Genomic DNA, 12,586 nt, shown 5'->3' on the forward strand with positions numbered 1-12,586 from the left:
GTGCGGGCCGCTCGGCGTGAGCTGACGCTGCCAGCGGTCGAAGGAGCCCTGCTCGCCCGCGGCCCGCACCCGGGCGCCGTACCGGGCGTCCTCGGCCCACAGCCGCCAGGGGCGGGGCTCGAACGCGTCCCGTACGGCAGCGGCCAGCTCGGCCTCGCCCTCGGGGGTCTCGGGGAAGCGGGCCAGTACGGCGGGCGCCAGGGAGAGCAGGCCCTCGTCGTCGTCGCGCAGGGCGAGCTCGTCCAGGGCCCAGCGCCAGTTGCCGCCGACCGCGGCGTAGCTGCGCAACAGGAGCAGCGCGGCGTCGCGCCCGTAGGAGGCGAGGTGGCCCAGGACGGAGAGCGCGAGGCCGGTGCGCTCCTCACGGGTGTCCGTGCGGTCGTCGGGGTGGAAGAGGTGCCGTTCGATCTCTTCGAGGCCGCCGTCGAGCTGCATGTAAAGGCGTGCGTAGTACAGCGAGCGGTTCTCCAGCTGCCAGTCGCGCCGGGGGTCGCGCAGCACGCTGTCGTTGAGGGCGGCCAGGGCCTCGGCCCGGGGCGCCGCCAAGGCATGCAGGGTCCCGTCGCCGCGGCCTCGCTGGAGGAGGCCGAGCAGGGTGCCACTGGGCGCTATGTCTGGATCGAACATGAGGTCAGCATCCGGTGCGGGGGACTGGCTGGCAACGGGATTTCCGCTGACCGGCATTCTTGCCGGTGTCCGCGGGCCGTATGCGTCGTTCTCCGGAGTGGATCGGCGGAACGACTGCCGTACGGCGGCCGAAGCCTAGCCCGGAGCGACGGATTCCGCAGCGTCCGGGCGGGTTACCGAGGCGCAGCCGGGGGCATATGCCATGCGCACCACCGTATCGGGTCATGCCAAATCCCTTACGCGCGGTCGCAGCCTGTGCAACAGTCGTTACCGGCCCTTCCATCAGACATGGCCGACGAGGCCACAGACATGGCCGCGCGCCGCCTGATATCGGAGTACGTCATGCCGTCCCATCTCTTCGCGGACCATCATCACGCGCAGCCGCCCGAGCGCGGCGCGGTCGACGCACTCATCTCTCAGGCACGCCGTCTCCGAGGCAGCCTCGACGCCGTGCGCCGCGAGGCCGCCGCCGAGGGTCACCCGGACGAGGACGCCCGGCTGCGCTGGCAGCGGGCGCTGTGCGACCTCGCGGTCCACCACCTCGACGACCTCGGTGGCCATCTGGACCAGCTCAGAGAGGGACTGCCGGCGGGGCCCCCGGAGGGCCTGGACGAGCCCCTGCCGCATCCGGCGGCGCCGCCCGACCCCGACCCCGAGGCGCACGCCCGCGGCTCGCTGCTGACCCGTGTGGGCAGTGCGGAGTGGAACCTCCTCACCGACGAGGCCAGCTGGTCCGAAGAGCTGTTCGGGATCTTCGGCCGGGAGCCCGCCGACGGGCCGCTCACCCTGGACGAGCTGCCCTCCCTGATCTTCGCCGACGACCAGCCCCTGGTGACCGCGATGGTCACGGACTGCTTGGTGGACGGCAAGCCGATCGACGGCGAATTCCGCATCGTGCGCCCCGACACGAGCGTGCGCACGGTGCACATGGTGGGCGAGCCGGTGCTCGACGCCGACGGCAGCACGGCCTGCATGTGGGCAGTGCTGCGGGACGTCAGCGAGCTGCGCCGCAGCCAGAGGGCGGTGCGCGAGACCCGTGACTCGCTGCAGCGCCAACGGCACATCGCGCAGACCGAACACCGGCTTGCGGTCGAGCTGCAGGAAGCCGTGCTGCCGCCGTGGCGCGGCTCCCTGCGGTTCCCGCACGGCGGCCCGGTCGCCCTGGACCTCGCCGCCCGTTACCTCCCTTCCGGCTCCAGCGCCCTCGTCGGCGGCGACTGGTACGACGCGCTGCAGCTGCCCGACGGGCGCACATTGCTGAGCGCCGGCGACCTCACCGGGCACGGCGTGACCGCCACGTCGGGCATGGCGATGCTGCTCGGCGCGCTGCGCGGCATGGCCGTCTCGGGCCAGGAGCCGGGCCCGATGATGGGCTACCTCAACCAGCTCCTGGACACCTCGGCGCAGCCCGCCCTGGGCAGCGCGGTGTGCTGCCGCTTCGACCCGGCCACCCGCAGGCTGGACTGGGCGCAGGCCGGGCACCCCGCCCCGCTGCTGTTCCGGGACGGGCAGGGACGGGCGCTGCAGCCGCCGGAGGGCGTGCTGCTGGGCGCGACCTCCGGGGCCGTGTACACGCAGCACAGCGTGCAGCTGCACCCCGGCGACCTGCTCGTGCTGTACACCGACGGGCTGGTGCCCCGGCGCCGTACGCCCGACGCGGACAGCACGCACGAAGGCGCGGAGCGGCTGCTCGCCCTCGCCCCCCGGTTCGCGGCGGCGCGGAGCGCGCAGGACAGCGTCCGTATCGTCGTCGAGGAGTTCGGCACCGCCGAACGGGAGGACGACGCATGCGTGTTGATCGCCAGGATCGGTGACTGACCGGTCGTACAGACAGCACAGGCGGTACAGACAGCGCAGGACAGAGAGCACAGGCGGCACAGGGGAAACCGCCCCGAGGTCTTGGGGGCAGCATCTCCTACGCCGACTTCTCGCGCGGTGGTCCGCGGTGGTCCGCGGTGGTCCGGTGGCCGTTTACGCCTGCCCGTTGCGGTCCTTCGGCTTCTTCTGCTTCGGCAGGGCGAGCCTGATCTCCTCGCGCAGGTCCTGGACCTTGGCGTAGTCGGCGTACTGCCCGGTGAGGCGGTACATCTCGCGCAGCCGGTCCCAGGTGCGGTGCGAGGAGTTCTCCCCGATCGACACCAGTGCCAGCCGCGCGTACCGGTCCGCCTGTTCGGGATCATTGGCGATGAACAGGGCGGAGGCCATCGACAGATAGTCGAAGATCTGCGAGCGCTGGAAGCCCTCCCTGCGCAGTGCCAGCGCCTGCCGCGCGTGCCCCTGGGCGACCTTGGCGGCCCTGGGGTCGTGCTCGGCGAGCGTGCGGAACGCCAGTGCCTCCATGCCGTGCAGGTCGGCCTCGTCGAAGTTCTGCATCCAACTGGGCGGCGGCACATCCCGCTTGTCCGAGACGAACAGCTCCTCGGCCTCGCCGAGGGTGCGCCGCATCGCCTGCGCCTGCCCCTTGGACGCCTGCGCCCACGCCTCGATCGTGTGCAGCATCGCACGCGTGCGCGGCAGGGTCTCGTCGCCGGAGCCGGACTGGGCGAGCTTCATGAGGTCCAGGGCGTCGTCCGGGCGGCCCAGGTGGACCATCTGGCGCGCCGCCCGCGACAGCGCCTCTCCGGCCCGGGGGCGGTCGCCGCCCTCACGGGCCGCGTGCGCGGCGATGACGAAGTACTTCTGGGCCGTGGGCTCCAGGCCCACGTCGTGGGACATCCAGCCGGCCAGGACGGCGAGGTTGGCCGCCACGCCCCACAGCCGCCGCTGGAGGTGCTCCGGATGGCGGTAGGCGAGCATCCCGCCCACCTCGTTGAGCTGGCCCACCACTGCCTTGCGCTGCAGCCCGCCGCCGCGGGACGCGTCCCAGGCGCGGAAGACCTCCACCGAGCGTTCCAGGGCGTCGATCTCCTGGGAGCCCACGGGAGCCGCTTCGTAGCGGTCAAGGCCGGCCTGGTCGAGGGTGTGGGGGCCGAGGGGGTTGTCGGTACGGGGCGCGTCGGCTGCCAGGGCCGGGTCGGCGTGCAGCCAGTCGTACATGGCGCTACTGAGCGCGGAACCGGCGGCAAGCGCCGCGCCCGCGCCCACCAAGCCGCGTCGGTTGAGCATGAGGTCCATTCCCGTGAATTCCGTGAGGACCGCAGCCGTACGGTCGGGCGGCCACGGCAGGCCGTCGGCGGCCTGCCGCTTCCCCGCGCGCCCTGAGCGTGCAAAGCCGAGGTCCTCGGTGGTTACGACACGGCCGAGGCGCTCGGTGAACAGGGATGCCAGGACCTTCGGTACCGGATCTCGCGGGGTCTCTCCCATGTCGATCCAGCGCCGTACTCGGGACGTGTCGGTCGCCAGCTGCGGGTGGCCCATGGCCGCCGCCTGCCGGTTGACCAACCTCGCCAGCTCGCCCTTCGACCAGCCGGCGAGCTGGAAAAGGTCCGCGAGACGGGTGTTCGGCTCCCTGTTCACGTCAAGCCCCCAGGTTCCTCGACTGAGTTGACAGTAACCGGCCGTCATGTGCCGGGCGAGCATTCGCCAGGGTTCGCCAGGGTCCGCCAGATGGTCTGCCACCCGTAGTCGCGTGTTCTGTAGAGACGCAGCCCCCGGCCCGGTGGCGGAAACGCATTCCCCAGGGTGTCGCAACCCTCACCGGGCCGGTGGCGCAACGCCACTCGTCGGCGCACGAAGGGACCTCAACCACCCATGTACGCAGCATCGTCCGCCGCGACCGCCCCGCCCCGGCCGTACCGCCCGCAGCCCACGGGCAGCGGTCCGTACCTCGATCCCGCTCACTCCTCGGGAATGGCCGCCGGGCCTCCGGGCGGCCGCCTCCGGCGCCCCCAGGGAGCAGCACAGCAACCGCTCAGCGGGAGACTCGATTTGTCCGGCCCCCAGGGCGCGCAGTTGCGCGCGGCGGTCGCCTCGGTGCAGCGCATCTGTCCGGAGTTCAATCCCGTCCAGGTGCTGCGACGGGGTGGGAAGTCCGTCCTTCTCGTCGGCACCACCGGGCGCACGACCGCGGTGGCGAAGTGTTTACTGGACCATTCGCCGGCGTGGGTCGAGCGGTTCCGGCACGAAATAGCTGCGTATCGCGCCTTCGTACGCCACCGTCCACCGGTGCGCGTGCCGAGGTTGGTCGCCGCGGACCCTGACAACTGCACGCTGGTCGTCGAACGCATGCCCGGCCGGGTCGCCTCCGTGCAGCGACATCCCACGGACGGGCCGCCGCGTGCGGACGTCCGGGCCGCCCTCGGGGCGATCTGCCGGATCAACCTCTGGCGCCCGCCGGCCGGGATGTTCGACGCCCCCCTGGACTACGGGAACCGCATCGGGCGGTACCACGACCTCGGCCTGCTGACCGACCGGGACCTGGGCGACCTGCAGAAGCTGATGCACGGCATCGCGCACTCCCCCGGCCAGTTCTGCCACGGCGACGCACTGCTGAACAACGTCCTGCTCTCGCCTGCCGGCCCGGTCCTGCTGGACTGGGAGCACGCCGGCTGGTACTTGCCGGGCTACGACCTGGCGACCCTGTGGTCGGTGCTGGGAGACGCACCGGTCGCGCGCCGCCAGATCAGCCAGCTCGCGCAGGCCGCGGGCCCCGCCGCCCGGGACTCCTTCCTGGTCAATCTGATGCTGGTACTGACCCGGGAGATCCGGCGCTACGAGACCGCGGTACAGCGGACCATGCGGGAGGAAGTACCGCCCGGTTCCACCGGTCAGGGACAGCCGGGGGCGCCCGCGGCGGGCGAGGAACAGCGCCTGCTGCTGCGGCGGCTGCACGACGACGCCCAGATGGCGCGCCGTGCGGTACGGGCGGCGGTCGGCACCCGCTGATCCGCCGACGGGGGGAAACGGAGCGGCGCGCCTGTGCTGGGGCGCGCCGCTCTCGTGTGCGCGTTTCGAGGCCGAGGCGCGCCGCTCTCGTGTGCGCGGGGTGGCGTAGGGTGGCGCGCTCCGGGGCATCACCCTCACGCACCCGGTGGCGGTGCGGATTCCGAGCGGTGCACGGCACGGCGTTCCCTCCGGCATTGGTCCATTCCACTGACGCGTCCCAGGCCCGGCGCCCGGTGCGCGAAAACTTCTCCGGCCCCCGCGCCGACCTGCGAAATCGGCCGATTGCGGGGTGATTGACGGATCGTCGGTGAACCGATACCTCTTGATGGGTTCCCGCACGCCCAACGGCGCACCATCCGCCACACCGCCCGGTACGGGCCGGCCCGAGGAGGCTGCATTGCGAGGATCCGCCCCTGTCGGCGTCGCCAGACGCGACGCCCCCCGAACCCCCCGCAGGACCACGAGGAGGGCCGGTACCGCCGTCGCGGTGGCCGCCCTCCTTCTGCCACTGGTCTCGGCCGCGCCCACCGCCACCGCGGGCGCGGACGCCGGTTCCCTCCAGCGTGCCTTCGCCGACGCGTCCGCCCGGTACGGCGTGCCGCAGAGCGTGCTGCTGGGCGTCGCCTATCTGGAGTCCCGCTGGGACGGGCACCGGGGCGCGCCCAGCGTGGCCGGCGGCTACGGCCCGATGCACCTCACCGACGCGCGGACCGCGCTCGCCCGGGAGGCGCCGCACCACAGTGAGGGCACCGAGGACGCCCGCGGCGACGACACGCGCTCCCGGAAGACCGCCGAGGCGCGGCTGCCGAAGGCCTCGGAGCTGCCGGCGCGGCTGCGCACCCTGCCGAAGGCCGCGGCACTCACCGGCCTGTCCGCGCGCCAGCTGCGCGAGAACGCCGCGGCGAACGTCAGCGGCGGCGCGGCCCTCCTCGCCGACCAGCAGCGCAGGCTCGGCCTGCAGGCGAGCGCCGACCCCGCCGACTGGTACGCCGCGGTGGCTCGCTACTCGGGCGCGAGCGAGACGAAGAGCGCTACCGTCTTCGCCGACCAGGTGTACGACGTGCTGCGCGACGGCGTGTCCCGGACCACCGACGCCGGCCAGCGCGTCACCCTCGCCAAGTCCCCGGGCCTCACCCCCGACCGCGCCCAGACCCGCGTGCTGGGCCTGCGCAAGGCGCAGTCCGGGGAGACCGAGTGCCCGCCGGAGGTGGCGTGCGAGTCGGTGCCCGCGCCGTACAAGGAGCTCGGCGACGGCGATTACGGCAACCACGACCTGGCGGACCGCCCCGAGGACCAGTCCGTCGACTACATCGTCATCCACGACACGGAAGCGACGTGGGAGACGACCCTGAAGCTGGTGCAGGACCCGACGTATGTGTCCTGGCACTACAGCCTCCGGTCCGCCGACGGGCTGATCGCCCAGCATGTCCGGACCAAGGACGTCGGCTGGCACGCGGGCAACTGGTACGTCAACTCCCGCTCCATCGGCCTGGAGCACGAGGGGTTTTTGGCGGCGCCGGACGCCTGGTACACGGAGGCGATGTACCGCACCTCCGCGCGCCTGGTGCGGTATCTGGCGCGGAAGTACGACATCCCGCTGGACCGGCAGCACGTCCTCGGGCACGACAACGTGCCGGGGACGACCACCGCCTCGATCAAGGGCATGCACACCGACCCGGGCCCGTACTGGGACTGGGACCACTACTTCATCCTGCTGGGCAGGCCGCTGGTGCCGACCGCTGGGCCGGACGGCGGCCTGGTCACCATCCGTCCGGAGTACGAGGAGAACCAGCCTGCGTACACCGGCTGCGAGAAGGCGGGCCAGCCGTGCGCCGCGCACGGCTCGGGCGCCGTACGCCTGTACTCGGCGCCCAGCGAGGACGCCCCGCTGATCAAGGACGAGGGGCTGCACCCGGGGGGCGGTGACTCCACCACCGGGGTGAATGACACGGGCGCCCGCGCCAGCACCGGACAGCAGTTCGCGGTCGCGGACCGGAAGGGCGACTGGACGGCGATCTGGTACCTCGGCCAGAAGGCGTGGTTCCACAACCCCGGCGCGGAGCCGACGGCGGTGGACGCCAGGGGCTGGGTGGCCGTCCCGAAGGAGGGCCGGACCGAGATCCCGGTCTACGGCCGGGCCTATCCGGAGAAGGCCGCCTACCCGGCCGGCGTCCCGGTCCAGTCGGTCTCGCCGCTCCCGTACGTCCTGAAGGCCGGTCAGCGTTACGCGGTCGGCGACCGGACGCGTGGCGAGTACTTCTACGCACCGACGTTCGACACGAGCAAGCACACGGTCGTGCGTGGCACGGACGTGTACTACGAGATCCAGGTCGGCCACCGGGTCGGCTACGTCCGCGCGGCGGACGTCGACATCCGCAGGTCGGGCCGCTAGGGCGGTACCGCGGCGGCCGGCGGGTCCTGAGGGGCCCGCCGGCCGCCGTTTCCGTTTCCGCCTCTCAGCGCCCGCCGGCCACCTTCCGGCTGCGCTGCTCCTGGCCCGGGCCGCCGTACGGGTAGTCGGCGGCGCCCGGGTCGCTCACCTTGTCCAGCCGGTCCCGTTCCTCGTCCGACAGGCTCAGGCCGGCCGCCGCGAGGTTGTCGTCCAATTGTTCAACGGTCCGCGCGCCGAGGATCACCGAGGTGACGCTCGGGCGGTCGCGTACCCAGGCGAGCGCGACCTGCGCCATGGAGACGCCGCGCTCCTCGGCCACCGCGCGCACCTCGTCGACGACGGCCCAGGTGCGCGCGACGCCGCCGCGCCGGTCGTACGCCTCGACGCCGCGCTCCGGGTTCTCGCCGAGCCGGGTCGCGCCCGCGGGCCGGGCGTCGCGGCGGTACTTGCCGGTCAGCCAGCCGCCGCCGAGCGGGCTCCACGGGAGCAGCCCGAGCCCTTCGGAGGCGCAGGCCGGTGTGATCTCCCATTCGATCTCGCGGGAGAGCAGGCTGTACTGCGGCTGGAGGGTGACCGGGCGGGCCAGTCCCCGGAAGTCGGCGACGTCGACGGTCTTCTGGAGCTGCCAGCCGGTGAAGTTGGACAGCCCGATGTAGTGGATCTTCCCCTGGCGTACCGCGTCGTCGAGGAAGCGGAGCGTTTCCTCGATGGGCGTGAGCGGGTCCCAGGCGTGCACCTGGTACAGGTCGACCGTCTCGACGCCGAGCCGGCGCAGCGAGGCGTCCAGCGCGCGGTGCAGATGGCGGCGGGAGAGCCCGGCGCCGTTCGGCTCCTCGCCCATGGGGAAGCGGCCCTTGGTGGCGAGGACGACGCGGTCGGTGACGTCGGCGGGGCGGGACGCCAGCCAGCGCCCGATGATCTCTTCGGACGCGCCCGCGGTGTAGACGTCGGCGGTGTCCACGAGGGTGCCGCCGGCTTCGAGGAACCGGTCCAGCTGGGCGTGCGCGCCCGCCTCGTCGGTCTCGTGGCCGAAGGTCATGGTGCCGAGGGCCAGCGCCGAGACGGCGCAGCCGCTGGGCCCGAGGGTGCGGTACTCCATGTCGGAAACTCCTTCCGTGCGCGAGGCGGTCACAGGGCGAGCCACGCCGCCTGGTCCGGTGCCAGCCGGCCGTCCGAAAGCGGGCCGCTGGCCAGCAGTACCTCCCGGTGCTCCGGGAGGGTGTACGGCTCGGCCGAGAGGTTGACGACGCACACGAAGCCCGGCTCGCGGCGCAGGGCGAGCACGCCTTCCGGGGCGTCGAGCCAGGTCAGCGTCCCCTCGCCGAGCGCCGGAAGGTCGCGGCGGAGGCGCAGGGCGCTGCGGTACAGGGCCAGCATGGAGTTCTCGTCGCCCTCTTGTGCGGCGACGCTCAGCTCGCGCCACTCCGGGGGCTGCGGCAGCCAGGGCTCGCCGGTCGCGCCGTCCGGGCTGAAGCCGTACGGCGACCGCTCACCGGACCACGGGATCGGCACGCGGCAGCCGTCCCGGCCCCGGTCGGTGTGGCCCGAGCGCTCCCAGCACGGGTCCTGCAGCACGTCCTCCGGCAGGTCCTCGACCTCGGGCAGCCCCAGTTCCTCGCCCTGGTAGACGTAGGCGCCGCCGGGCAGCGAGAGCATCAGCAGCGCGGCAGCCCGAGCCCGACGCGTACCCAGTTCGAAATCGAGCGGGCCTTCGGGCCGGTACACCTCGTTGGCGACCCACTTCTTCACCACCTTGCGGCCGAACCGGCTGGGGTGGCGGACCACATCGTGGTTGGAGAGCACCCAGGTGGCCGGCGCGCCGACCGAGCCGAGCGTGGCGAGCGAGGTGTCGATGACCTCGCGCAGTTCCTTCGCGTCCCAGGGAGTCATCAGGTAGTCGAAGTTGAACGCCGTGTGCAGGCCGTCCGGGCGTACGTAGTTGGCGAGCCGGTCGGGGGCCTGCGTCCAGGCTTCGGCGACGAACTTCCGGTCGCCGGGGAATTCGTCGGCCACGCGGCGCCAGGCGCGGAAGATCTCGTGCACCTCGTCGCGGTCCCAGTGGGGGTGGTCGAGCCCGCCGTGCGGGGCCGGCACGTCCGGGTCCTCGCGGGGCGGCAGGTCGGGCAGCTCGGGGTGCTTGATCAGGCCGTGCGCCACATCGATACGGAATCCGTCCACACCGCGGCGGAACCAGAACCGCAGGATGTCCTCGAACTCCGCGCGCACCTCCGGGTGTGCCCAGTTGAGGTCCGGCTGCTCGGGGGCGAACAGATGCAGGTACCACTGCCCGTCCGGCAGCCGGGTCCAGGCCGGGCCGCCGAAGCAGGACTTCCAGTTGTTGGGCGGCTCGGCGCCGTCCGCGCCACGGCCGGGCCGGAAGATGAAACGGTCCCGCTCGGGGCTGCCCTGGCCTGCGGCCAGCGCGTCCCGGAACCAGACGTGCTGGTCGGAGACGTGGTTGGGCACGATGTCGGGAATGACGCGGATCCCGGCCGCGTGCGCCTCCTCGATGAGCGCCTCGGCCTCCTCGACGGTGCCGAACCGCGGGTCGATCTCCCGGAAGTCCGCCACGTCGTAACCGTGGTCCGCCTGCGGCGACTTGTACCACGGGTTGATCCAGATGGCGTCCACGCCGAGCGACTTCAGATACGGCAGCCGGGAGCGGATGCCGGCGATGTCACCGATGCCGTCGCCGTTCCCGTCGGCGAAGCTGCGGATGTAGACCTGATAGATGACGGCGTCGCGCCACCAGGGTGCGGTGCTGGACATACGTTACTGACTCCTCGTCAAAAGATATTTCATTGCAGTTACTTGGCAGCACCGGCGGTCAGGCCGGCGACGATCCGGCGCTGGAAGAGCAGCACCATGATCACGAGCGGGACGGTGACGAGGACGCCGGCCGCCATCTGGCTGCCGAACGGCGTCTCGAACTGGCTCGCCCCGGAGAACTTGGAGATGGCCACGGGCGCGGTCTGCATCTCCGGCTTGTTCGTCATCGTCAGGGCGATGAGGAATTCGTTCCAGGCCGCGATGAAGGTGATGATCGCGGTGGTGAACATGCCGGGCGCGGCCAGCGGAATGATGATCTTGCGGAACGCCTGGCCCCGCGTACAGCCGTCGACCATGGCCGCCTGCTCCAGCTCCTGCGGCATCTGCCGGAAGAACGCGGTGAGGTTCCAGACCGCGAGCGGCAGCGTGAAGGACAGGCTGGGCACGATCATCGCCTGGTAGGTGTTGATCCAGCCGAAGTCGACGAACATCTTCAGCAGCGGCACCACGATCGAGACCACGGGGAACATCGAGGTGGCGATGATCACGGTGAGCACCAGCCGCTTGAGCCGGAACTCCAGCCGGGCCATCGCGTACGCGGTGAAGGTGGCCAGGATCAGCGCGAGGAACGTGGTGATGCCGGCGACGACGATGCTGTTGAGCAGCGCCCGGGTGAAGGCATGCGACGGGTCGAGGACCGCGAGGTAGTTCTCGAAGGAGAGGTGGGTCGGGAACAGCGAGTTCTCGAAGATGTCCGAGGTACGCCGCAGGCTGGAGACCAGCATCCAGTAGAACGGTGCCAGGCAGTAGGCGACGACCGCGGCGACTCCCGCGTACAGCAGCCACTTGCGCCAGTTCAGTGCGAGTGTCATGCCGCCACCTCCGCGGGACGACGCACGGGCAGCCACCGGCGGCGGCGCTTGGGTACCGCGTCGTCGTCGCCGACGACATTGGCGCCCAGCAGCCGGACGAAGGCCAGCGCGATGAGGAACACGTAGAGGAAGAGGATCACCGCGTAGGCGGCGGCCGGACCGAACCGCACATTCGCGGCCTGGTCCTGAGCGAGCATGGACAGCGTCTCCACCGACTCCTTCTGCGCGCCGATGAGGATGTACGGCAGGTCGAACATCCGCAGTGCGTCCAGCGTCCGGAAGAGCACGGCCACCATCAGGGCGGGCTTGACCAGCGGCAGGGTGATGCTCCAGAACTGGCGTACCGCGCCGGCCCCGTCGATCCTGGCCGCCTCGTAGACCTCCTTGTTGATCACCTGGAGGCCGGCGAGTACGAGCAGGCCGATGAAGGGCGCGGTCTTCCATACGTCGGCGATGATGACCGCGGCCTTGGCGTGGAACCCCTCGGTGGTCCACAGGACCTGCTGCCCGATGACGGCGTTGGCGATGCCGTTGCTGTTGAAGATCCAGCGCCACAGCAGACCGGTCACGGCGGTGGGGATGGCCCACGGGACCAGGATGGAGGCCCGTACGAGTGCGCGGCCCTGGAACGCGCGGTTCATGATGAGCGCCATGGCCACGCCGATCACCGTTTCCATGCCGACCGTGGTGACGGTGAGGAACGAGGTGTTCCAGAAGGCGTTCCAGAAGCGCTCGCCGGCTACCCCGAAGATGTCGGTGTAGTTCTGTACTCCCACGAACGGATCGGTCTCATCGACGAAGCCGGTCTTCGGGTCGAGGCCCGGGGTGCCGAACAGCGAGTCCTTCAGTGCCACGATCGTCGGGTAGAGGACGACGATCGTGAGCACCAGCAGCGTCGGAGAGACCAACAGGGCCGCGAGCCGGCCCGAGCCGGCGGTCGCCCTGGGCTTGCGGCGCCGGCGCGCGGCCGAGGCGAGCGGCAGGGCGGAGGAACCGCCGCGCGCACTCCCGCGTGCGACGCCGTACACGCGGCCCGCGGTGTCGTCGTGCCGGTCCTCGGCGGATCCAGGCGGGTTGTGTGTCTTCACCATGACGGTTCTCC

The 12,586-nt window shown here is 71.7% G+C and carries 8 protein-coding genes and 1 pseudogene; 3 read left to right on the forward strand and 6 right to left on the reverse strand.

Annotated elements, in window-relative coordinates; all coding sequences use genetic code 11:
* Positions 1 to 627: pseudogene (locus CCS38_RS03570) on the reverse strand (HEAT repeat domain-containing protein); the annotation flags it as partial.
* Between the two features lie 342 nt (positions 628 to 969).
* Between CCS38_RS03570 and CCS38_RS03575 the strand changes: the two are divergent.
* On the forward strand, positions 970 to 2,445 hold the full coding sequence (locus tag CCS38_RS03575) for a PP2C family protein-serine/threonine phosphatase (protein ID WP_223731733.1): 1,476 nt from the start codon (positions 970 to 972) through the stop codon (positions 2,443 to 2,445).
* Between the two features lie 153 nt (positions 2,446 to 2,598).
* Here CCS38_RS03575 and CCS38_RS03580 read toward each other — a convergent pair whose 3' ends face one another.
* Positions 2,599 to 4,083, reverse strand: a complete 1,485-nt coding sequence (locus CCS38_RS03580; protein ID WP_223731711.1) for a DNA-binding protein NsdB — start codon at positions 4,081 to 4,083, stop codon at positions 2,599 to 2,601.
* Between the two features lie 234 nt (positions 4,084 to 4,317).
* On the opposite strand from CCS38_RS03580, the gene CCS38_RS03585 reads away from it, so the two are divergent.
* Together CCS38_RS03585 and CCS38_RS03590 are read left to right on the forward strand one after the other, a co-directional pair.
* Positions 4,318 to 5,451, forward strand: coding sequence for an aminoglycoside phosphotransferase family protein (locus CCS38_RS03585; protein ID WP_223731712.1), 1,134 nt, complete (start codon positions 4,318 to 4,320; stop codon positions 5,449 to 5,451).
* A 397-nt stretch (positions 5,452 to 5,848) separates the two neighbouring features.
* Positions 5,849 to 7,843, forward strand: coding sequence for an N-acetylmuramoyl-L-alanine amidase (locus tag CCS38_RS03590; protein WP_372456980.1), 1,995 nt, complete (start codon positions 5,849 to 5,851; stop codon positions 7,841 to 7,843).
* 64 nt (positions 7,844 to 7,907) lie between these two features.
* On the opposite strand, the gene CCS38_RS03595 is transcribed toward CCS38_RS03590, so the two are convergent.
* From CCS38_RS03595 to CCS38_RS03610, 4 genes are read right to left on the reverse strand one after another with little or no spacing between them, the layout of a single operon-like run.
* Positions 7,908 to 8,942, reverse strand: a complete 1,035-nt coding sequence (locus tag CCS38_RS03595) for an aldo/keto reductase (RefSeq protein ID WP_223731714.1) — start codon at positions 8,940 to 8,942, stop codon at positions 7,908 to 7,910.
* A 29-nt stretch (positions 8,943 to 8,971) separates the two neighbouring features.
* Entirely contained in the window at positions 8,972 to 10,612 is a 1,641-nt protein-coding gene (locus CCS38_RS03600) for a glycoside hydrolase family 13 protein (protein WP_223731715.1), read from the reverse strand.
* A gap of 38 nt (positions 10,613 to 10,650) precedes the next feature.
* Positions 10,651 to 11,484, reverse strand: coding sequence for a carbohydrate ABC transporter permease (locus CCS38_RS03605; protein WP_223731716.1), 834 nt, complete (start codon positions 11,482 to 11,484; stop codon positions 10,651 to 10,653).
* Positions 11,481 to 12,575 carry a carbohydrate ABC transporter permease gene (locus CCS38_RS03610; protein WP_308050660.1) on the reverse strand — a complete coding sequence of 365 codons (1,095 nt, stop codon included), beginning with the start codon at positions 12,573 to 12,575 and terminating at the stop codon, positions 11,481 to 11,483. Before CCS38_RS03610 ends, CCS38_RS03605 begins: the two co-directional genes overlap by 4 nt.
* Between the last annotated feature and the right edge of the window lie 11 nt (positions 12,576 to 12,586).

The sequence above is a fragment of the Streptomyces purpurogeneiscleroticus genome, assembly GCF_020024005.1.
In the GTDB taxonomy this organism is placed as follows: domain Bacteria; phylum Actinomycetota; class Actinomycetes; order Streptomycetales; family Streptomycetaceae; genus Streptomyces; species Streptomyces purpurogeneiscleroticus.